We start from the raw sequence: 20,986 nt of genomic DNA on the forward strand, positions 1-20,986 counted from the left end.
GCTGTTAATTCAAGTAAATAACTACCATTAATGAGTCAGGAATGCAAGTATAAAATGCATCTTTCTGAAAAATCTTCGTTTTACTTTTATTCAATATTTATCTTCAAATTCAATCGATTACCATTTGTCGGTCAAACACTAGCTACGAACCAAAGGCCTTCCCCCGACCGTGATCGGAGAACGGCAAAGAGGAAAAAGCTTTTCTTTACCTTAGCTTAGCTTAAATCGTGCCAAAATATTTATATCTGTATATACAGATAGTTAAACAAATATGAGGGATAAAAGATACGGCATGAAACACTTTTTTATGTTGCATTCCACATTTAATTTGTTTAAGTGTGGAATAACGTAATCATTTACAGGCTAAAAAGTTCAACGGTTCACAGTTCAAAGTTTTGAGGTTCACGGTTCATAGTTCAAAGTTTTGAGGTTAAAAAAACCTTTAACCTTGAACCTTTACAACAGGAGATGCTCATGCGGATAGATGAAAATTATTTTTTCCGGGAGGCAACGCTAAGGATCTGCAGCAGTCTGGAGATCGAGAAAGCACTGTGGGATTGTTTTATGTACATCCGTGATCATATTCCGTCAGATATTATGCTCATAGCTGTTTACGATCCGGTACCAGGGGTTGCAGAAATCATTGCAAAGGCGGATTTAAACGGAGGGGAACTCACATCCATCAAAAGCGTCACCCCGCCGGATATGAAACATATAATTGAGGAAATGAAAGTAAATCCTCAGATGAGACCGAAGGTATTGGTGACCAACCGAATTGGCGATCATCCTATTATGGAATATATATCGGCAAATGTTGGCTATCCTGATGCCACTTTTATGGTGATCGGGCCAAAGCTGGAATGGGATTTTATCGCCGGCATTTTTGTCGGCAATAATGGGGGCAAGAAGTATTCCGAAAAACACATAAGACTGTTTTCGCTTTTAAATGAGCCCTTTGCTATCGCACTAAGCAATTATTTGCGTTACCGGGAGGTTCTGCGGCTTAAAGAGATACTTGCAGATGACAACCGGTACTTGCAGGAAGAGCTGCGGCAGCAGACAGGGGAAGAGATTGTTGGCGCTCATTTTGGCTTAAAGCAGGTCATGGAAATGGCCGGCCAGGTGGCGCCTCTGGCCAGCCCTGTTCTTTTGCTGGGGGAAACGGGAAGTGGAAAAGAGGTCATCGCCACGGCCATTCATAATTTGTCGCTGCGCAGAAACGGTCCCTTTATTAAGGTAAATTGCGGGGCTATCCCGGAATCACTTATGGACAGCGAACTTTTCGGCCATGAGAAGGGTGCATTTACAGGAGCATTTTTTCAGAAACGCGGCCGCTTCGAGCGGGCCCAGGGCGGAACGATCTTTCTCGATGAGATCGGCGAGTTAACACCGGGAGCACAAATCAAGCTCTTGCGGGTAATCCAGGAAAAGGAGATCGAACGGGTTGGCGGAACAGAGACTATCAAGGTTGATATTCGCGTTATCGCAGCTACACACCGCAATCTGGAGACCATGATGGCGGAGGGCAAGTTCCGCGAAGATCTTTATTTCCGCCTCAAGGTTTTTCCAATTATGATACCTCCGCTTCGTGACCGGCGGGCCGATATTCCGGCCCTGGTTCAATATTTCATGATGAAGAAGGCCCGGGAAATGGGTTTTGTGGAAATTCCCACCCTTGCTCCCGGCTCTCTCGAAAAACTTATGCATTATAACTGGCCCGGCAATGTGAGGGAACTCCAGAACGCCATCGAACGCGCCCTTATTCTCGGCAGGGAACAACCGCTGGTCTTCAACGATCTTGTCGATATCGTCCCCAATACAGCGGCCATGATTCCCGTAACCGACGAAGCAAAAACCCTCAGCCTGGAGCAAATGACCTCACAAACGATTGTAAATGCCCTGAAGATGGCCGGCGGCCGTGTGGGCGGGGAAAAGGGTGCGGCAAAGCTTCTGAAAATAAATCCTTCAACTCTCCGGACAAAAATGCGCAAGCTCGGCATTCCCTTTGGCAGGAAAGGAAATATTTGAATTATAGGCAACTATCGCACGGATGATTATTTTCTGCAAAAGTTTTGGACAAGGATTTGGTCCTGATCCCACCGGAGATTCCGACAGTAATTATGCATCAGAAGTTTAATCGGTAAAGGTTTAACTTTGGAGCTAATCACAAAACGTTTTGTCATGCCCATACTTAACTACAACCAGGCAATCGGAATATTATGACAAATGCTATATATAATTTTTTGTTTACTTGTGCTTAGCGGACATCCGTGTTATCAGGCCCTTGTCTTGCAGGAAAAACTTATTTTTTATTGGAGAAAAATGTAAATATGGATACCGTTATCACACGCTTTCCGCCAAGTCCCACAGGTTATCTTCATGTGGGCGGCGCCAGAACCGCATTGTTTAACTGGCTTTATGCACGTCATATGAAAGGGCGCTTTGTGCTCAGAATAGAAGACACCGATACCCGGCGCTCAACCCAGGCTTCCGTTGATGCAATATTTGAAGCTTTGGAATGGCTTGGAATCGACTGGGATGAAGGTCCGTATTTTCAATCAAAACGGTTTGATATCTATCTTGAATATATTGATAAACTTATTGATTCCGGAAATGCTTACTATTGCACATGCTCACAGGAAAAACTTGAAGAAATGCGGGCAACTGCCATGGCAAGCGGGAAAAAGCCCAAGTATGACGGCACATGCAGGAATAAAGAGCTGAAAAAAACCGATAATGCCGTTGTTCGCATAAAAGCTCCACTTGACGGAACTACTGTTGTTCGTGATGTAATAAAAAACAATATCGTTTTCAACAATACAGAACTCGACGATTTTATTATCTGCAGAAGCGACGGCACACCTACATATAATCTTGCTGTAGTTGTGGATGACATTACTATGTCCATCAACACAATCATCAGGGGCGATGATCATGTCAACAACACGCCCAAGCAGATAATCATTTATAATGCCCTCGGACATTCCCTGCCGGTTTTCGGACATGTTCCAATGGTGTTGGGAAGCGATAAAACCCGCCTGAGCAAAAGACATGGGGCTATGTCCGTAACTGAATATAAGGATATGGGATATCTGCCTGATGCTTTTATTAATTATATTGTGAGGCTTGGCTGGTCATACGGTGACCAGGAATTTTTTACAAGAGATGAACTTATAGAAAAATTTTCGCTGGAAAATATTGGAAGATCGGCAGGGGTTTTTGATATAAACAAACTCCTTGCTTTAAATGCCGATCATATAAAACTGTCTGATCCGGATAAAATCACTAAACATCTTGCTCCTTTTTTAAATAAACTTGGCTTTGAATTCAGAGAAGGGCCGTTTATAGAAGGAGTTATCAAAACGCTTAACGCCAGAAGCAAAACATTAAAAGAAATGGCTGAAAATGCAGCATTTTATTTTCAGGATACAATTTCATACCAGGAGGATGCGGCCTCAAAATTTCTGACAGCCGATTCTGTTGAAATATTAAATACCCTTATTGCTTTGTTTGAGGCGCTTGAATCGTTTGATGAAAAAAGCATTGAAAATGTTTTTGTTAAGATTATGGAGCAAACCGGACTCAAGCTTGGAAAAATCGCTCAGCCGGTTCGCGTGGCTTTAACCGGAAAAACAATCAGCCCCGGAGTCTTTGAAATACTGAATGTTCTTGGAAAAGAAAAATCCATAAACAGGTTAAAAATGGCGGCATCATTTATCGGTGATAAAAAAAGCTGATTTTATCGGGATTGTCGGGAAGAATTATCTTGACTATAGATTTTTCATTAAATAGTATTAGCACCTTCAAAACGCCATGATTCAGATGAGGGGAAAATATATTTATTAATATTTTCCCGGTCTGTTTTTTTATTTAATGTTTTTGTTTGAAACTAAATGGGGGATGGTCTAGCGGCAGGACGACGGGTTCTGGCCCCGTTAACCCAGGTTCGAATCCTGGTCCCCCAGCCACTCAGGTTTTACTGCATACTTTTAAAGGCATTTTTAAGACCTCCGGCATAATTTCCCTTTTGGACCCTTTTAAGAAAAATCTTCAGTCGTTTTTATTTTTCCGAAATTTTTTTCAAATACGAGCTTACAATTTTTTTCGAACCCACGCCACAGGTAATTATGGATCTCATGGCCTCTTCCACTGAAATATCAACATGTTGTACATATTCGCTTTTTAGGTGATAAATATATCCTGATGTAGGGTTAGGAGCTGTAGGAACAAAGACAGTATATATTCCATCCGGATGAATATCGGTTATAAAACCTGTTAACAGTGTGTCGTTCTCATAAATTCTTACAAGAACCACTTTTGAGAAGGGAAACTGTTTTCCGATAAACTGCATTACGGTTTCTTTAATGATGGAATATCCGGGCGCAATCTTGAGGATGCGTTTTTCAAGATTTGTGTGTATATATAGTCCTATTTTGGTTTTTACAATAATTCCTATGATAAAACAACCAATTACGATAAAGGCAAGTACAAGCGCATCGGCAATATATTTGCTGATATGAGATTGAATTATCACAAGGCTTGTAACAGGCCGGATTATATCTGTTACCCAGCCAAACAGCCATTTCATTACAATAACAAATATAAATATCGGAAGAATAACCGTAATGCCGCCGATAAGAGATGTTTTAAAAAAGGATTTAAATCTTTCCATATCAGATTCTTTCTTGTTTTAAGTTTAACTTCTTTTATTACGATTTCCTGTCCATATTATAAAACATAGCAGGTTTTCCCACAATTATATTTTTTTTATTGAGGTAATTGTAAAACGTTTTGTCCTGCCCGAATGATCCTGGCGGCACCCATGATTTCAAGCTGTTACAATCCGGATTCCCGCCCAGAAACGTCGGGGGAATGAAAGACTTGGAAGTTCTGCAATTGGCTCTATTGTTTAGTTTTAAAATAATCCGGCCCTCCCAGCTGGAAAATCTGTCCAATGATCCAATTCTTGCGCGCGTTCAAATATCTTGTGGGTCTGTTTGCGTGGAGAAGTTTGGGATTGGGAAGAACCGCCGCAAGAAGAGCCGCATCTGAAATACTGAGCTTTGAAGGTGGCTTTTTGAAAAAAATCTCACTTGCTGCTCCTACTCCGAATATACCGTTTCCAAATTCAGCTATATTAAGATAAACTTCTATAATTCTCTTTTTCGGCCAAATTATTTCAATGAGTACCGTAAAATATGCCTCAAACCCTTTTCTGATAAGGCTTCGGCCCGGCCATAAAAATAGATTTTTAGCAACCTGCTGAGATATTGTGCTTGCACCCCGCAAACGCTTACCTCTTGAGTGCTTCTCCATTGCATCAGAAATGGAGCCAATGTCAAAGCCGAAATGTTCCGGAAACATCTGGTCTTCAGATGCAATAACCGCTATAGCCGCATATCCGGAAATCTTATTCAACGGAATCCATTTATAACGTGTTTTGTACTTTCCGGAACCTGACAGGATGGAGGCAATATTTTTTTGGATCATAAAAGCAGATGTCAGAGGCGGAACCCATCGCAGCAGAACAACAGAAACTATTGTCGCAACAAGAGTTAATAAAATAAACTTTTTTAAAATAACCATCTCAGGTATCGTATTTATCCAAAAAACAAGAGGGCGGAAAGCAGTAATCTAAATGAGTTCCGGATGCCGGATAAAGTCCGGCATGACAGTTTGGGAGCTTATTAAGAAGCTATCATATTTGATGTTTTTTATGTACTTTCAGATTCAGCATTTCTACAAATACGGAAAAACCCATAGCAAAATAGATATATCCTTTGGGTATATGCATATCAAATCCTTCACCAACAAGCGCCATGCCGATAAGAAGAAGAAAACTCAATGCAAGAATTTTTATTGTGGGGTGATTATCTACAAATGAACTTAAAGGAGCTGCAAAAATCATCATGAATATTACGGCAAGAACAATAGCAATAATCATTATCTCAATCCTGTTTGCAAGCCCTATTGCTGTGATTACGGAATCAAGGGAAAAAATAATATCAAGAAACATTATCTGGATTACTACACTTAAAAATGTGGTTTTTCGGGCCGTTGCAGAATTATGTTCTTCTCCCTCAAGCTTATCATGGATTTCAAAAGTGCTTTTTCCCAGCAGAAACAGCCCTCCGGCAATAAGAATTATATCCCTTCCCGAAATCTCGTTATTTATAACCGTGAAAAGCGGTTTTGTAAGACGCATTATTAGAGTCAGGGAAAAAAGGAGCGCTATGCGCGTAATCATGGCAAGCCCAAGACCTGCGATACGGGCTTTGCCCTGTTGGTTTGCCGGTAGTTTTCCTGCAAGGATAGCAATAAAAATTATATTATCTACACCAAGAACAATTTCAAGCAGCGTAAGGGTTATCAGTGCAATCCAGATACCTGGTTCAAAAAGCCATGACATATGTTGTCTCTTGTTTAATTATTGATATTATATCGGCAAATCTTCACCTAATGGTCTTTGGAAAGTATATCTGATGTTTTCACCAAGAAAAGCTTCATAAGCTTTATTGGTGCTGTCATCTATCAGCGTAAACGGATATGCAACTGCAAAAAACACCGCTCCGACAGGAACCAGCACAATACCAATAGGTCTTACTATAAAAAGATCCGCTGTAAACTGAATAGCGTTTGGGCCTTTCAGCTTAGCTTCCGGCTTGTCTCCGGATTCAGCAAAAGATATTGCCGGTGCAGCCAGCAGGCAGAAACTTATTAATATGATGGTTATTTTTTTTAAATATTTTAGCATACTATCCTCCGTTTTAGTAACATTATTTCCTTCTTGTCTTAATCGGTATTCCATAACTGTAATCAATATTGTATGTCAATCTTTAACTAACGCTGCTTGTTGCAATATTTAAAGCCGGCTTTCAAAAAAGTCAATGAAGACATATGGCAAAGTTCAAACTAAACCTTTGCTGATAATAAAATATAAATTTTGCGGGATTTCTAAAATTTCCGAAATGATCATGATCAGAAAATACGATCGAGACAAAAGGAAACAATACCGGAAAGAAAATTTTGAAGCTAACGGCCATACCAACATCAAATCCGGATAAATCAAAATGCTATAAAATAAATACTTTTGATACCTCAGAAATAAAACAAAAATGACTTTTTATTTGTACGTAAAGAGTTTTTCCGAGTGTGCTGCCTGCAAAAGCTTTATTCTTTTTCGGGCTTCTTTAATTTCGGTTTTTTCTTTTTAAGACATACTCTGTCTTTTCTTACAAAAGCACATAGCTTTGGGTTGTAATATTCTTTACAATTTAATGGATTATATAGTGGGCATTCAGGATGCTTTAATGACATAACCTGCTTTCCTTCTAAAAATATTATGTTGCTGAACAAAAATAGTTTTGTTAGCAATAGTTTTATCTTGCCTTACAGCTTGCTTTTAGTTTATTAAAATTCCATATCATAAAATGATAAACTTTACAAGCCATTACCTTAATTCAAATAATTTGTTTTAAAAAAAATATTCAACCGGATGAGAATTACCTGTAAACCGGATTCATAAGTTATAAAATCGGAGGGTTTCAAATGGCAGGACTTGCCGTAAACGTAGATCATGTAGCCACACTAAGAAGAGCAAGAGAAAATGTTAGTTATCCTGACCCTGTTTATGCAGCGGTTCTGGCAGAACTTGCCGGTGCTGACGGGATTGTAGTTCATCTCAGGGAAGACAGGCGTCATATACAGGATAATGATGTAAAGATATTAAGAAACATAATTCAGACAAAACTTATTCTGGAAATGGCCGCAACTTCAGAAATGGTGGAAATCGCCCTTGGCATAAAACCTGATGTGGTTACGCTTGTTCCTGAAAAACGAAGTGAATTAACTACGGAAGGAGGACTAAATCTTTTAGTCAATGCTAATGCCGTTTCCGAATCTGTAGCAACTCTGCAAAATGCCGGCATTCCGGTCAGCATTTTCATCGACCCGGAACCGGAACAGATAAAACTGGCGCATAAAATCAACGCCGCCATGGTCGAAATTCACACAGGCTCTTTCGTTGAGGCTAAAACAAAGAAACAACAGGAAAAGGTGCTTTCAGATATACGCAGTTGCGCAATGCTTGCCAATAAATTGAAAATGACTGTAAACGCAGGCCATGGCTTATGTTATCAAAGCATAAAAGCTTTCAAAGGAATTGCCGAAATCAGCGAATTCAGCATCGGTCACAGCATTATTGCAAGAGCAGTTATGGTTGGCATGGAAAGAGCTGTAAAGGATATGATAGCTCTTATAAAAGATTTGTAGAGACAAGATATTTTTCTGATTCAGGGTCAGGGAAGTTTTTATTATGAAAGAATATACAATATATCCGGTTGCAGTGGGTGTAAACGAAACAGACCAGGGCATTATGACCTATCAGCGCGACTATGGCAAAAGGATACTTCTACCCGTTTATATGTTTTATATAAAAGGGGGAGATAAAAATATTCTGGTAGATACTGGTCTGGAACAGTTTGTTGTTTCGGAAGAAACTGAAAAAAAGTGCGGATTCAAGGTGTATGAGTTTGAAGATGCCCTTGAGCTTTTTAACCTTAAACCTGAAGGCATTGATATAATAATTCATACCCATCTTCATAATGATCACTGCGAAAATGATTACAAATGCAATAATGCAGCAGTTTATGTACAAAAAGCCGAAATGGAATTTTTCAAAAACCCTCATCCCATAGATCACAGATATTATCCGGATGTGCTTGATGGTGTAAATGTTGTTGAAGTGGAAGGGGATGTAAAAATTGAAGACGGAATAGAATTAATATTTTCTCCGGGCCATAGTGCTGGCGGTCAGTCTGTAGCCATAAACACTTCAAAGGGCAAAGCAGTTATTACAGGCTTTTGCTGCAATGAAAAAAATTTTCCAGAAAAAGGGCCTGCAATATGCCCCGGCGTACATATAGATGCCATCAAAGCATACGATTCTGCACAGAAAATAAAAAGTCTGGCTGATATTTTAATACCCCTTCACGATATTTCGATAGGAAGACAAAAACAAATCCCATAAGTATATACCAGGCTGCATTCAAATGGATAACGTCGAACCCGGATTAAGTTGATTTCCGTCTTCAACCTCATGAGCTTATGAACTTATCAGCTTATGAGCTGTCTTCCACTCAGCCTGTTCTTTAGCCCCGAAAGCCGTTCGCGGGGTTTATCGTTTTTCAGGGCGATATCCAGAGCCCTTCTTGAACCGATCAGTATTACTATCCTGCTTCCTCTTGTTATTGCAGTATAAAGAAGATTTCTTTGAAGAAGCATATAGTGTTCGGTAACAAGCGGAATAATTACTACCGGATATTCCGAGCCCTGGGATTTATGAACGGATATGGCATATGCGGGTGATAGCTCATCCAGTTCGTCAAAACTGTATTCAACTGTCCTGTCATAGTAATTTACAAGAAGTTCTTTCATTTTTTCATCTATTGAAACGACAAATCCTATATCTCCGTTGAAAACTTCTTTCTGATAGTTGTTTTTAAGATGCATCACCTTATCGCCTTGTTTAAACCTGCTTCCTGCTGCTTCTATAAATACAGGATCAGGATTTAATGATTTTTGCAGCATCTGGTTTAAATATATGGTTCCGGCAACTCCTTTATGCATTGGTGTCAGAACCTGAATATCTTCTACCGGATCACAGGCGCAAAACCGCGGGATGACTTTTTTGCACAATTCAAGTATGAGCGGCGCTATACGTTCAGCTTTATTCTGTTCAATAAAATAAAATTCCGAAATGCCACCAGGATCAACCGGCTCCTTAAACACCGGGGATTCTCCCTGTCTGACTCTGTGGGCATTAATTATGATAGGGCTTTCGTCCTCCTGCCTGAATATTTTGCTTAAATAAAAAACAGGTATCTTGTTGGAGTCTATAAGATCGGAAAGAATATTTCCGGGGCCCACCGAAGGAAGCTGAAAAATATCACCTACAAATATAATGGAAGAACTTGCCGGAACAGCCTTGATCAGACTGTACATTAAAAGAGTATCTACCATTGATGCTTCATCTATTATTACAGCATCAGCTTCGATGGGATTATCCTGATCTTTGTCAAAATAACCGTCGATTGCATTATATCCAAGAAGCCTGTGAATAGTCTGGGCATATCTTCCGGTAATTTCGGTAAGACGCCTTGCGGCTCTTCCTGTTGGGGCGGCAAGCTCGATTTTTTTACCGAAAGAATCAAAAATTGCGGCAACTGATCTTACAAGAGTGGTTTTGCCGGTTCCCGGCCCTCCGGTTATGATAGCTATGCGATGTGAAAATACTCCTCTGATAACATCAAGCTGTTCCTGTGAAAGTTTTATCGCAAGTTTTTTCTGGATCTTTTGAATAATTTCATCCGTATCCAGAGAAAAAGGAGAAAGGGGAATTGACTGATAAGCTATGAGCCGGTCTGCAATGCCTTTTTCAGCAAGGTATAATTCTTTAAGATATACTGCATCCGTTTCAAAATGCCCGGAATTCTTTTCGATAAAAATATCCCCTGATTCGTACAGATAATATAATTCATCTATTACATAATCGTAACCTATTCCAAAGGTATCCCTGCATTTTTCAATGATTTTATTTCCATATAAAAATACATGCCCATCGTTTGCACCCTGTTCCAGCAAATAAAGTATACATGCTCTTATTCTTTCCGGTTTGTCCTGGGCAAAACCAAGCTTTCTTGCAATTGCATCCGCTATATAAAAACCGGCTCCGGGAATATCTTTTACAATACAGTAAGGGTTGTCACTTAAAATATTTACTGAGTCTTCACCATAAAGTTTTATGATTTTGCCGCAATATGAAGTTCTGACTCCCGCATCCTGCAAGAAATTCATAAGACTTCTTACCAGATGGTGGCTTTGCCATGCATCGGTTATTGCTGCTGCTTTTGCTTTTCCGATTCCGGCTACCTCAAGCAGCCTTTCAGGGTTTTTTTCTATAATTTCAAGGGTTAAAGAACCAAAACTATCAACCAGCCTTGAGGCTGCCAAAGGGCCGATTCCTTTGATAATTCCTGATCCTAAATATTTTTTAATTCCTTCAGCTGTTGCAGGAAGAGTTACTTCAAAGGTTCTTATTTTAAGTTGCTCTCCGTACCTGGGATGGGTTTCCCAGTTGCCGGAGATTTTAAGTGATTCACCCGGGCTTACAGCCGCCATAAAGCCAACAACCGTTACCGGGCTTTCTATGCCATGCGCTCTGATTTTAGCAATTGTGTAATGAGTTTCTTCATTAAAATATGTAATATTTTGAAGATAACCTTCAATGGTTGTTAAATGATGATCGTTGGCTATCATTTATTGTTTTTTTATCCAATCATTTATTGTTTTGTAATGAAAGAAAATAATGGGTGAAAGCACCCTGTTTGTGAATCCTGTTAACGATTTATATCGTTAGCATATAACATTATCCAAAAACAAGGGCGGAATCATGATGAGTTATTTGAAATCGTAGAAAAGTGTAAGGTCAACCAAAGCAATAAGCGGGTATTACGAACGGTCAACATAGAAATACACACTACAGCCAGTTTCAAAACGTCCCATTTAGGCCGATCTTTTGCGTTGGGCTCAAATTTAGCACGCAGTGAAGCATAGCGCTATCCTCGAAATACTAAATGTATTCCTGTGGTTAAAATTTTCACCCGCCTTGACCTTGACCAAACTGAAACGTTTTGAAAGTGGCTCACTAATAAAAATCTTAAAAACAAGTGATTGAAAAAAAGACATAATTGCATTAATATTTATCTGTCGGGTTTTTTATAAAGTTCTTTTTACGGTTTTCGATTAGTGGAAAATTTCATATTTGCTTAAAGAGGCCCCATTGGAATTGGGATTGCATAGTTTTGATTTAAAGATGTTTTTCGGCTGTTTATGAAACTGTTTTAAATGAACAAGGAGGATTGATGGATATACAGGAGATCACCCTGGAAGTTGAGAAAAAAAGCCTGGTATTTCGGAAGATTATGGCCGAAATAGAAAAAGTAATAGTGGGTCAGAAGAACCTGATAGAAAAGATACTTGTAGGATTGCTCTGCGAGGGCCATCTTCTTCTGGAAGGACTTCCCGGGCTGGCTAAAACAACTGCTGTTAAAACACTTGCCGCTGCAATTAAAACTTCTTTTCAAAGGATACAGTTTACTCCGGATCTTTTGCCTGCCGATATCCTTGGGACCCAGATATACCGGCCAAACAGCGGTTCTTTTGAGATCAAGAAAGGACCAATATTTCATAATATTATACTGGCTGACGAAATTAACCGGGCACCTGCTAAAGTTCAGAGCGCCCTTTTAGAGGCCATGCAGGAGCGCCAGGTTACGATCGGTGAAAGTACTTTTATGCTTGAAAGGCCATTTCTTGTACTTGCCACACAAAATCCGATTGAACATGAAGGAACATATCCTCTACCCGAGGCTCAGATAGATCGGTTTATGCTGAAAATAAAGGTGGATTATCCTTCGGCAGCAGAAGAGAAGAAGATAATAGAACGGGTAAATGATATGGCCGGAGAAAACGTGAAAGGAGTTGCAGAAATACGGGAGGTTGAATCGGCTGCAAATATTATCCGTCTAATACATATGGAAGAAAAGATAACGGACTATATCGTAAATATATCAAGGGCCACCCGTAATCCTGAAGAGTTTGGGCTGGATATCGGCCCAATGATACATTACGGAGCATCTCCCAGGGCATCTATATGGCTTAGCAGGGCGGCACGGGCTCAAGCCTTTCTTATGGGAAGAGGCTATGTAACTCCACAGGATGTTAAATCCATGGCTTTTGATGTTCTCCGGCACCGGATCATATTAAGCTATGAGGCTGAGGCCGAGGGTAAGACCAGCGACGATTTGATCAAAGTACTCCTTGAGCGGATAGAGGTGCCATGACAAATGCTTTCGGAAGAACTTTTCAAAAAAATACAGAAACTTCATTTTAAAACCGGCAAAATGGCAAGCGACCTTTTTGCCGGTCAGTATGAAAGTGCATTCAAAGGCCATGGCATTGAGTTTGCCGAAGTCAGAGAATACCAGCCAGGCGATGATGTGCGAAGTATCGACTGGAATGTATCGGCCCGTTTCGGTCACCCATTCGTAAAAGTTTTTCATGAAGAAAGAGAGCTAACCGTAATACTTTTGCTGGATCTCTCCGGCTCCCACCTTTTTGGCACCAGAAAGAAATTCAAAAGAGAGTTGCTGGCAGAAGCAGCCGGAATGATAGCTTTTCTTGCTATCAGGACAAATGATAAAGTAGGCGCCATACTCTTTAGCTCAAAAGTGGAAAAATACATCCCTCCCAAAAAGGGCGTATCTCATGTATGGCATCTGATCAAAGAAATATTCAGTTATGAACCGCAGGATCTTAATACCGATATAGACAATGCTTTAACATATCTTAATAAAGCAGTCAGACGTCATGCCGTTGTCTTTTTGATATCGGATTGTATGGACGATGGTTTTGAGAAATCATTAAAACTGACAGCTAAAAAGCATGATTTGACAATTATCCGGATTTCCGATCCGGCCGAAGAAAAGCTACCGGACATGGGTTTTGCCTCATTTTGTGATCCCGAAACCGGGCAAGTGCTGCTGGTAAATACAGGGAAAAAAGAATTTAAAGAAAAATTTTCCGCAGAACAGGCAAGGCAGAAAAAATATATATCCGAAATTGCAGGAAGATCCGGAATTGATCTGGCGGAGCTTTCAACAGATGGACAAATAGTTGAACCTTTAATGCGTCTGTTTGACCGGAGGAGAAAAAGGTTGTGAAAAAGCCGGGCATTGGAATCCGTTTCATACTGCTTCTGGTATTATCGGCACTGATTTTTCCTGCACTTTCTTTTCCACAGGATAATACGAAAGACAGAGCAGCCGGCCTTACAGCTTCACTGAACAAAGACACAGTGAAAACCGGGCACATTGTTAAGCTGACTCTGTCCTTTAATCTTCCTCAAGGGGCAACCATACCCAGCCCGCCGGTGATAAAAGGGCTTGAAGCTTTTACGATTGCCGATCAGCAAATACATCCCGGGAAAATCACTTTAAGCTTGTTTGCCGGGCAGCCCGGTTTATTGAAAACAGGAGAACTTTCTCTGTCTTATCTTGATAAGCAGAAAACAGGACAGACTTTAACAACCGCCCCAATTTCGATTAAAGTATTATCCGGTCTCGGAGACAAACCGGAAAAAGCACAACTTCGTTCCATACAGGGAATCATACCCACAAAATCCTTGTTTTTGAAATACTGGCCGTGGGTATGTGCTGTAATTGTTGCAATTATAGCCGGGTTCTTTTTGTTCCGCGGGTACATGAAACACAAGCGAAAAAAATTATTGCTGGAATATGCCGATCCGCCGCATATCCGGGCAAAAAAGGCCATAGAGAAACTTGATGCCAGCGGTCTTTTTGAAAATGGGGAAGTCAAAAAATTTTATTTCGGGTTTTCAGAAATAATAAAAAGATACCTTGAAAACATCAGGGGATTTCCGGCACTCGAATACACAACCGAGGAGATCTCTTCTCATATTGATAATGAAAAAGACAGACAAATTCTTTCTCTGCTGCGGCATTCGGATCTTGTCAAATTCGCAGATGATATGCCCACGGTTGCACATAAAAAAGAAGAAGTAACGGCGGCACTAAAATATATTGATGAAACAGCACCTGTCTATGAGAAAAAAGATGTTAAAGAAAACAGCGGAGAAACCGGCAAATGATGTTCAGATTTGAATACCCGGCGTTTTTCTTTCTGCTTTTGGCGGTTCCGGCATTGCTTTTTTTTGTGTTTAAAAGAAAAACTCAACACATCACATACTCATACACATCCCGTTTATCCAAAATAGCCGAAAACAGCAGCCGAATGTTGGCAAGAGTTCCTATAATTCTCAGGGCTCTTTGTCTTATTTTTCTGGTAATAGCAGCAGCAAGGCCTCAACTATATAATATTTCAAGAGATATCCGTTCTTCCGGTGTTGATATCATGCTTTGTCTTGATACATCAGGCTCCATGCAGGCTTTGGATTTCGAACTTGACGGAAAACCGGTAACCCGACTGACAGTGGTTAAGAAGGTAGTAGCCGATTTTATAAAAGAAAGAGAAACGGACAGGATAGGCCTTGTTGTATTCGGACAGGAGGCGTTTACCCAGTCGCCTTTAACTATGGATAAGGGGTTGCTTCTTAGCCTTGTGGATAAAATGGAAATCGGCATGGCCGGAGACAGCACAGCGATAGGCAACGCAATTGCCGTTGCCGGAAAAAGGCTGAAGGATCTTAAGGCAAAGTCAAAAATTATGATCATATTAACAGACGGCAGAAGCAATACGGGTGATATCACACCTGAGGAAGCCGCTGGTGCAGCAGCAGCTTTGGGCATAAAAATCTATACGATAGGTGTAGGAGGAACAGGTCCTGCTCCGTTTAAGGTCAATACATTTTTCGGCCCGCGTATAGTAAATCAGAGCGTTGACCTTGATGAGAAAACATTAAAGGAAATTGCAGCAATAGGGAAAGGGAAATATTTCAGGGCAACAGACAGCAAAGAACTTGCCAATATATATGAAATTATAAATAAAGCTGAAAAGACAGAGGTTAAAGTTAAGGAATTTTTCAATTTCAAGGAACTGTATTATTATTTTCTGATTACAGCAATAGTTCTTCTGTTATTGGAATTAATTTTAAAAACAACGGTTTTAAGGATCATACCATGACATTTGCACATCTTTGGGTACTGCATTTTTTATGGCTTCTGCCTTTATTAGGTCTGCTGCTCGTTTTTGGCTACAGACAGAAGAAAAAGGCTCTTGATCTTGTTGCCGATCCTGAACTGCTGGTTCGGCTTGCCGGAAATATGAATAAAGGGAAAATATTTGTCAAAACAGCTTTTCTGATATGTGCCCTTGGCATAATGCTTTTTGCGCTGGCAGGACCACGCTGGGGCAGCCATTACCAGGATATAACTCAAAAAGGCGTTGATATAATGGTGCTGGTGGATGTTTCGCCCAGCATGATGGTGGAAGATATCAAACCCAACCGGCTTGAAAGGGCAAGACGTGAAGTGCTGGATTTTCTGAATGTAGTACAGGGAGACCGTATCGGCCTGATTGCCTTTTCAGGAGTTGCCTTTGTACAGTGCCCGCTTACGCTGGATTATGGGGCTATTCAAATGTTTCTGGATGAACTCAAACCGGAGTTGATCCCGGTGGCGGGAACGGATCTGGGAGCTGCTATAGAGGCGGGCATATCGTCTTTTGACTTTAAGTCTGTAACCGACAAAGTAATCATGCTGATAACAGATGGCGAAGATAATGAGGGAAAAGGTTTGATTGCGGCACAAAAGGCTAAAGAAAAAGGTGTGAAAATATTTGTATTCGGTATGGGGGACCCATCAGGCGGGCCTATCCCTGCTACTGACGGAAAAGGAGGATTCAGGAAAGATAGGAATGGCAATGTTATAATGTCGAAAATGGATGAAGAGTCTCTTGAAAAAATTGCTTCTGCAACAGGCGGGCGCTATACGCGTTCGGTTACAGGAGATCTTGATCTTATTTATTTCGATGGAATTAAATCACTTACAACAGCAAGAACCTTAAAAAGCGGTAAGATAAAAGTCTATGAAGAACGTTTCAGTTTTTTTCTGCCTGTGGCGTTTTTGCTTTTAATTCTTGAAGTATTAATAATTGAAAGGGAGAAGATAAAAAATTGAACCGGTATTTTTTATCAGCAATAATTATTACTTTATTATCGGCAAACATTGTCAAAGCAGCGGATGATCCTGATACTCTGTACAGGCAGGGAAATTTTGCCCGGGCACAGAAGGCGTATACAGAAGCGGATATGAATCACCCAAAGGATATTCGCTATCGTTACAACAGAGGCTGCGCTGCATATCAAAATTCCGATTATAAAGCCGCTGATGCAGCGTTTTCCAGTGTGTTAAAAAGAACTGATGATAAAGAATTAAGGTACAAAGCTTTGTATAATCTTGGAAACACTGCCTTTAAGCAGAAAGATTTTGAGTCGGCTGCATCGTATTACAAGCAGGCTATTATTTGCAATCCGAACAGCGAAGATGCCGGATACAATCTGGAGCTTTCTTTGCTGGAACTTGATAAACAAAAGAAAAAGGATCAAGATCGGAAAAACGAGTCTCAACAGGATTCACAGAAAAAAGAAGATAAGCCCGGCAAGTCCGGGGAAAATAAAAAAGATGATAATAAGAATCGAAAAGCTTCCGATAAACAGTCTCAGGATAATAAGGAAAATAAAAACAATAAGAGTGAATCTGAAAAACCAAATCAGGCCGGAAGTGATAAGAAAAAAGAACAAAATACCGGAAAAAATGATGAACATCAAGGATCTAAAGACCTTTCGGGAGAACCGGATCCTTTGCAGCAGATGCCGCAGCAGAAAGAAAATATGGCGCCGGAAACCAAGTCGATGCCTGATAAAAAAAAGGCGGAGGCATTGCTTGGCAGCGTAAGGGAAGACCGTTCGAAATTGATGGATTTCAATTCTTCAGATAATAGCAAAGAAGGCGTGCGTTCAGGAAAGGACTGGTAAATGAGAAAAGTAAGCAACATATTTATATTGCTTATTATAATGTATTTGCTAACAGGGATGAACATCCCATGTTTTGCCGGCGATAATCTTTCAATTGCCTTAAGTCTTGACAGAAATGAGGCGACCGTTACTGACAATATAAGGATGGTTGTCAAGATATCCGGCGTCCGTTCAACAGATTCATGGCCTGAAGTTAACGGTCTTGATCCATTTGATGTTGTCCGGCAAGGATCCTCAAGCCGTGTCGAAGTGATTAACACAAAGTTCAGCTCGGCTGTGGAATATAATTATATGATTCAGCCTAAAGAGGAAGGAATATATAAGATCGGACCCGCCCGGCTGACTATTGATGGAAAAACTATAACAAGCAATACGGAAAGTTTAACTATTAAAAAGCCAAGCCGGTCTTCGGGTATTGACCGGGGGAATATTTTTCTAAGCGCTGCTCTTTCATCAAAAAAGATCTATATCGAAGAACAGGCTGTTTACACTTTAAAATTATATTACCAGGTAAGCGTAAAAGATGTTTCTCTTTCACTCCCGGAAGCAAAAAATCTTACCTTTAAACAGATAGATAAACCTTCCGAATATCAAAGCGTTTATAACGGCAAATCTTATCAGGTTTTAGAAGCCCGGTATGTATTAATCCCTTCTGCAGAGGGAACATACGGAATCAAACCTGCGAGGATGAATCTCGGCGTTATGCAGTCTCGCGGATCAGGCTTTGGCATATTTGATGATCCATTTTTCCCGGCGGCTGCAGTTAGTCCAAAGAGCGTGATCAGCGAACCGCTTGAATTAAATGTATTGCCTCTTCCAAAAAAAGAAAGGCCTTCCGATTTTACCGGTATGGTCGGAAAATTCGATATGAAAGCAAGTCTTGAACCGGCGAAGATAAAAAAGGGTGAATCCGCCACCCTTACAGTAGTTATTGAAGGACACGGAAATGTTAAAATGATACCGGATTTAAAAGGGCCGGTGCAACAAGATATAAAGATTTATGCCGATCAGCCGGTATTTGAAGAATCTGTGGATTCAGGCGGCGTGAAAGGCTCAAAAACCATGAAATGGGCTCTGGTACCGGAGAAAGAAGGGCAATATGAAATAGCCTCATTAACCGTTAATTTCTTTGATACACAAAAACAGCAATACCGCACTATAGAAACCAGCCCATTTCATATTTACGTTCTGCCCGGAGTAAAGGAGGCGTTAAACCCTTCTGCTGTTGCACCTGAGGCCAAACAAACCAATAATGTTGTAAAAAAAGAAGTTAAAGAAATCGGATATGATATACTGCCGGTGCATGATTCCATAAAGGATCTGACCAATGGTTCCTCCCTTCAAAGCAGAAATCTGATGCCGGTTTTGCTGCTGATCGCACCTTTTTTAATATATTTATTAACATTTCTTGGATTAAAATATGGCATAAAATCAGAAAAAGCCATGGCTGCGGTTAGAATTAAAAAAGCAGCCGGGATTATCATCCGGCAATGCAGAAATGGAAAAATTTGTTCAGGCGATATGATATCCGAATTAAGAAACTACCTGAATAACCGGTTCGGACTTGATCTTGGGTCACTTACTGCTTATGAGGCTGATAACCTGTTAAAATCAAAAGGCGTCAGCGCTGAAACATCAGATAGATTCAGAGATATTATTCTGGAACTGGAAGGTGCGGTTTATACGGGTAAGGGAAATGAAATATGCAGTTTAGCAGAAAAGATCATAGAGATTATAAAAGAGGTTGAAAAGGAGCTCCGGTGAGAACTTTTGGGTATGTAGCTATTATAGCCTTTATATCGTTATTTATGCTGATTTCTGCCGGGCTTGCCCAAACAAGCGGATATGAAGAAACATTTTTTAAAGCCAACACAGCTTACAGACAGGATCGTTTTCAGGAAGCGGCAGATAGTTATACGCAATTAATAAAAGCCGGATATAAAAACGGGAATATGTATTATAATCTTGGAAATGCTTATTTTCGCCTGGATAAGCCCGGATATGCAATTTTAAACTATGAGCGTGCCCGTATCCTGATCCCAAGGGATCCGGATTTGAATTTTAACCTGAAATATACCCGAGACCGGATTCAGGACGCTATAGAAGAGCCCCTGAGTTTTTGGGAAATGGCTTTCTTCTGGATAGGTTCTTTTAATTTCAATGAGTTGTTGTACTGTTTTGCCGTATTAAACCTCTTTTTCTGGGGAATCCTTTTTGTCAGGCTATTTAAAAAAACGGAATGGACATATTATGCATCAATGATTCTTTTTATCTTATGGATGATAACAGGCGCTTCTTCAGGCCTAAAATGGTATATTTTAAGTACGGACGACAGAGCGGTTATACTGGAAAAAGAGACAAACATCCTCGCAGGACCGGATGCCAAAGATACAGTCCTGTTTAAACTCCATGAAGGTACGGTCGTGCACCATGAAAGATCAGAAGAAGGATGGTCTCTTATCAGCCTGCCGGATAAAAAGAGAGGATGGATAAAGGACGGGGCGCTGGAGAACGTAGTAGAGAACAAATAAGGTAAAGATGTTCAACTTATAATTCCTCATCACTTTCAACAAATTCATCATCAGCGATTGATATGCTCGGTTTGCGGCCGGTTATAGGAGTCTTGCCGTCATATTTTTCATCAAATGTTTCATCAAATATTTCTTCCAGCTCTTCCGGTTCTTCATCTATGGGTTCATCTTCCAGCAATTCAACATATTCTTTAGCAAGATGATCGGTATCATCAAAAAATACTTCCGTAGATTGAACGCTTTGCGAATCATATAGAAATTTTATTGCTTCAGCCAGTTTATCGGCCTGCAAAATCGGAGGGAAAAAATTGTGAGTGCGAATAGCAGAAACCAGCTCTGTTTTTCCTCGTAAAATCGCTTCATTTATAATGTTCTTTTCATATGTTTCCTCGCAAAGCAATGAAAAGATTTCTTTATCAAGCTCTGCAAATTCACTTATAATAAGTTTGTTGTTTTCATCATCTTTTAAAATTAAATATTTTTGTTTCATATTGAACCTCTTCTGAATTATATCTTATTACGAAACCATCATTTTTTGACGGATCGCAAAAAACACTCAAATCGCCATGCCGGACTTGATCCTGCATCCGGAATATGCTGAATTTAATGGATTCCTGCTTTCACCGGTATGACGAAAATTTATTTTTTTCATTTTGTTTACACATTCATCAGTTTTTTATAATATCAGCAAATCCTGCTTTTTCAAGATATATATTTAAAATCTGCGTTTTAGATCATCCGAAAAAACCATTACCAATATAAACCAGCACTGCTGCCGTAAATTATGTGAAAAAGATATATAATATTTATCTTCCGGGAAAATATACAAAAAAAACTGACACTGACTCCAAATCCCTTCCTGTCCCTGCCTGTTATGATGAAG

The 20,986-nt window shown here is 40.1% G+C and carries 19 protein-coding genes and 1 tRNA gene; 13 read left to right on the forward strand and 7 right to left on the reverse strand.

The genetic code is table 11. The features are described from left to right. Nucleotides 1-474 precede the first annotated feature (474 nt). The 3 genes from VXK47_RS00595 to VXK47_RS00605 all read left to right on the forward strand — a co-directional run bounded on the left by VXK47_RS00595 (nt 475) and on the right by VXK47_RS00605 (nt 3,968). Complete coding sequence (locus VXK47_RS00595; protein WP_435546833.1) at nt 475-2,028, forward strand: sigma-54 interaction domain-containing protein; 1,554 nt, start codon at nt 475-477, stop codon at nt 2,026-2,028. A 302-nt stretch (nt 2,029-2,330) separates the two neighbouring features. Then, on the forward strand, nt 2,331-3,737 hold the full coding sequence (gene gltX, locus VXK47_RS00600; protein ID WP_435546834.1) for a glutamate--tRNA ligase: 1,407 nt from the start codon (nt 2,331-2,333) through the stop codon (nt 3,735-3,737). 157 nt (nt 3,738-3,894) lie between these two features. After that, nucleotides 3,895-3,968: transfer RNA gene (locus VXK47_RS00605), tRNA-Gln, on the forward strand. Between the two features lie 92 nt (nt 3,969-4,060). Here the strand turns inward: VXK47_RS00605 and VXK47_RS00610 are convergent. From VXK47_RS00610 to VXK47_RS00630, 5 genes are all read right to left on the reverse strand, one after another. Continuing rightward, complete coding sequence (locus tag VXK47_RS00610) at nt 4,061-4,672, reverse strand: DUF502 domain-containing protein (protein WP_435546835.1); 612 nt, start codon at nt 4,670-4,672, stop codon at nt 4,061-4,063. Between the two features lie 230 nt (nt 4,673-4,902). Then, nucleotides 4,903-5,586 carry a monofunctional biosynthetic peptidoglycan transglycosylase gene (gene mtgA, locus VXK47_RS00615; RefSeq protein WP_435546836.1) on the reverse strand — a complete coding sequence of 228 codons (684 nt, stop codon included), beginning with the start codon at nt 5,584-5,586 and terminating at the stop codon, nt 4,903-4,905. 112 nt (nt 5,587-5,698) lie between these two features. Then, entirely contained in the window at nt 5,699-6,409 is a 711-nt protein-coding gene (locus VXK47_RS00620) for a TerC family protein (protein ID WP_435546837.1), read from the reverse strand. A gap of 27 nt (nt 6,410-6,436) precedes the next feature. After that, complete coding sequence (locus VXK47_RS00625) at nt 6,437-6,754, reverse strand: hypothetical protein (protein WP_435546838.1); 318 nt, start codon at nt 6,752-6,754, stop codon at nt 6,437-6,439. Nucleotides 6,755-7,170: 416 nt separating this feature from the next. Continuing rightward, nucleotides 7,171-7,317, reverse strand: coding sequence for a hypothetical protein (locus tag VXK47_RS00630; protein ID WP_435546839.1), 147 nt, complete (start codon nt 7,315-7,317; stop codon nt 7,171-7,173). Between the two features lie 231 nt (nt 7,318-7,548). Here VXK47_RS00630 and VXK47_RS00635 point away from each other — a divergent pair, with 231 nt between their 5' ends. Together VXK47_RS00635 and VXK47_RS00640 are read left to right on the forward strand one after the other, a co-directional pair. Next, the gene (locus VXK47_RS00635) at nt 7,549-8,271 is read left to right on the forward strand and encodes a pyridoxine 5'-phosphate synthase (protein ID WP_435546840.1); all 723 of its coding nucleotides are present in this window, start codon (nt 7,549-7,551) and stop codon (nt 8,269-8,271) included. A 43-nt stretch (nt 8,272-8,314) separates the two neighbouring features. Next, nucleotides 8,315-9,028 (forward strand): N-acyl homoserine lactonase family protein, encoded by a 714-nt coding sequence (locus VXK47_RS00640; RefSeq protein ID WP_435546841.1) that lies wholly within the window; start codon nt 8,315-8,317, stop codon nt 9,026-9,028. An 86-nt stretch (nt 9,029-9,114) separates the two neighbouring features. Here the strand turns inward: VXK47_RS00640 and recD2 are convergent, their stop codons facing one another. Next, a complete protein-coding gene (gene recD2, locus VXK47_RS00645) occupies nt 9,115-11,316 on the reverse strand; it encodes an SF1B family DNA helicase RecD2 (RefSeq protein ID WP_435546842.1) in 2,202 nt (733 codons plus the stop codon). A gap of 605 nt (nt 11,317-11,921) precedes the next feature. Here recD2 and VXK47_RS00650 point away from each other — a divergent pair. From VXK47_RS00650 to VXK47_RS00685, 8 genes are read left to right on the forward strand one after another with little or no spacing between them, the layout of a single operon-like run. Continuing rightward, complete coding sequence (locus tag VXK47_RS00650) at nt 11,922-12,902, forward strand: AAA family ATPase (protein WP_435546843.1); 981 nt, start codon at nt 11,922-11,924, stop codon at nt 12,900-12,902. A 3-nt stretch (nt 12,903-12,905) separates the two neighbouring features. Beyond that, nucleotides 12,906-13,781 carry a DUF58 domain-containing protein gene (locus tag VXK47_RS00655; RefSeq protein ID WP_435546844.1) on the forward strand — a complete coding sequence of 292 codons (876 nt, stop codon included), beginning with the start codon at nt 12,906-12,908 and terminating at the stop codon, nt 13,779-13,781. Then, nucleotides 13,778-14,728 (forward strand): hypothetical protein, encoded by a 951-nt coding sequence (locus tag VXK47_RS00660; protein WP_435546845.1) that lies wholly within the window; start codon nt 13,778-13,780, stop codon nt 14,726-14,728. The genes VXK47_RS00655 and VXK47_RS00660 overlap by 4 nt, the downstream gene beginning before the upstream one ends. Beyond that, on the forward strand, nt 14,725-15,720 hold the full coding sequence (locus VXK47_RS00665) for a vWA domain-containing protein (RefSeq protein WP_435546846.1): 996 nt from the start codon (nt 14,725-14,727) through the stop codon (nt 15,718-15,720). The genes VXK47_RS00660 and VXK47_RS00665 overlap by 4 nt, the downstream gene beginning before the upstream one ends. Then, a complete protein-coding gene (locus VXK47_RS00670) occupies nt 15,717-16,715 on the forward strand; it encodes a VWA domain-containing protein (RefSeq protein WP_435546847.1) in 999 nt (332 codons plus the stop codon). The genes VXK47_RS00665 and VXK47_RS00670 overlap by 4 nt, the downstream gene beginning before the upstream one ends. Further along, entirely contained in the window at nt 16,712-17,572 is an 861-nt protein-coding gene (locus tag VXK47_RS00675; protein WP_435546848.1) for a tetratricopeptide repeat protein, read from the forward strand. The genes VXK47_RS00670 and VXK47_RS00675 overlap by 4 nt, the downstream gene beginning before the upstream one ends. Continuing rightward, the gene (locus VXK47_RS00680; protein ID WP_435546849.1) at nt 17,573-19,336 is read left to right on the forward strand and encodes a BatD family protein; all 1,764 of its coding nucleotides are present in this window, start codon (nt 17,573-17,575) and stop codon (nt 19,334-19,336) included. Continuing rightward, nucleotides 19,333-20,103, forward strand: coding sequence for an SH3 domain-containing protein (locus VXK47_RS00685; protein WP_435546850.1), 771 nt, complete (start codon nt 19,333-19,335; stop codon nt 20,101-20,103). The genes VXK47_RS00680 and VXK47_RS00685 overlap by 4 nt, the downstream gene beginning before the upstream one ends. Nucleotides 20,104-20,119: 16 nt before the next feature. On the opposite strand, the gene VXK47_RS00690 is transcribed toward VXK47_RS00685, so the two are convergent. Further along, nucleotides 20,120-20,593, reverse strand: a complete 474-nt coding sequence (locus tag VXK47_RS00690; protein ID WP_435546851.1) for a hypothetical protein — start codon at nt 20,591-20,593, stop codon at nt 20,120-20,122. Nucleotides 20,594-20,986: the final 393 nt, after the last annotated feature.

The organism is Desulfobacterium sp. N47 (assembly GCF_051233685.1).
Lineage (GTDB): Bacteria > Desulfobacterota > Desulfobacteria > Desulfobacterales > RPRI01 > RPRI01.

Coding starts and splice junctions, on each gene's coding strand:
- VXK47_RS00595 (WP_435546833.1), top strand. CDS start 475: ATGCGGATAGATGAAAATTATTTTTTCCGGGAGGCAACGCTAAGGATC.
- gltX (WP_435546834.1), top strand. CDS start 2,331: ATGGATACCGTTATCACACGCTTTCCGCCAAGTCCCACAGGTTATCTT.
- VXK47_RS00610 (WP_435546835.1), bottom strand. CDS start 4,672: ATGGAAAGATTTAAATCCTTTTTTAAAACATCTCTTATCGGCGGCATT.
- mtgA (WP_435546836.1), bottom strand. CDS start 5,586: ATGGTTATTTTAAAAAAGTTTATTTTATTAACTCTTGTTGCGACAATA.
- VXK47_RS00620 (WP_435546837.1), bottom strand. CDS start 6,409: ATGTCATGGCTTTTTGAACCAGGTATCTGGATTGCACTGATAACCCTT.
- VXK47_RS00625 (WP_435546838.1), bottom strand. CDS start 6,754: ATGCTAAAATATTTAAAAAAAATAACCATCATATTAATAAGTTTCTGC.
- VXK47_RS00630 (WP_435546839.1), bottom strand. CDS start 7,317: ATGTCATTAAAGCATCCTGAATGCCCACTATATAATCCATTAAATTGT.
- VXK47_RS00635 (WP_435546840.1), top strand. CDS start 7,549: ATGGCAGGACTTGCCGTAAACGTAGATCATGTAGCCACACTAAGAAGA.
- VXK47_RS00640 (WP_435546841.1), top strand. CDS start 8,315: ATGAAAGAATATACAATATATCCGGTTGCAGTGGGTGTAAACGAAACA.
- recD2 (WP_435546842.1), bottom strand. CDS start 11,316: ATGATAGCCAACGATCATCATTTAACAACCATTGAAGGTTATCTTCAA.
- VXK47_RS00650 (WP_435546843.1), top strand. CDS start 11,922: ATGGATATACAGGAGATCACCCTGGAAGTTGAGAAAAAAAGCCTGGTA.
- VXK47_RS00655 (WP_435546844.1), top strand. CDS start 12,906: ATGCTTTCGGAAGAACTTTTCAAAAAAATACAGAAACTTCATTTTAAA.
- VXK47_RS00665 (WP_435546846.1), top strand. CDS start 14,725: ATGATGTTCAGATTTGAATACCCGGCGTTTTTCTTTCTGCTTTTGGCG.
- VXK47_RS00670 (WP_435546847.1), top strand. CDS start 15,717: ATGACATTTGCACATCTTTGGGTACTGCATTTTTTATGGCTTCTGCCT.
- VXK47_RS00680 (WP_435546849.1), top strand. CDS start 17,573: ATGAGAAAAGTAAGCAACATATTTATATTGCTTATTATAATGTATTTG.
- VXK47_RS00690 (WP_435546851.1), bottom strand. CDS start 20,593: ATGAAACAAAAATATTTAATTTTAAAAGATGATGAAAACAACAAACTT.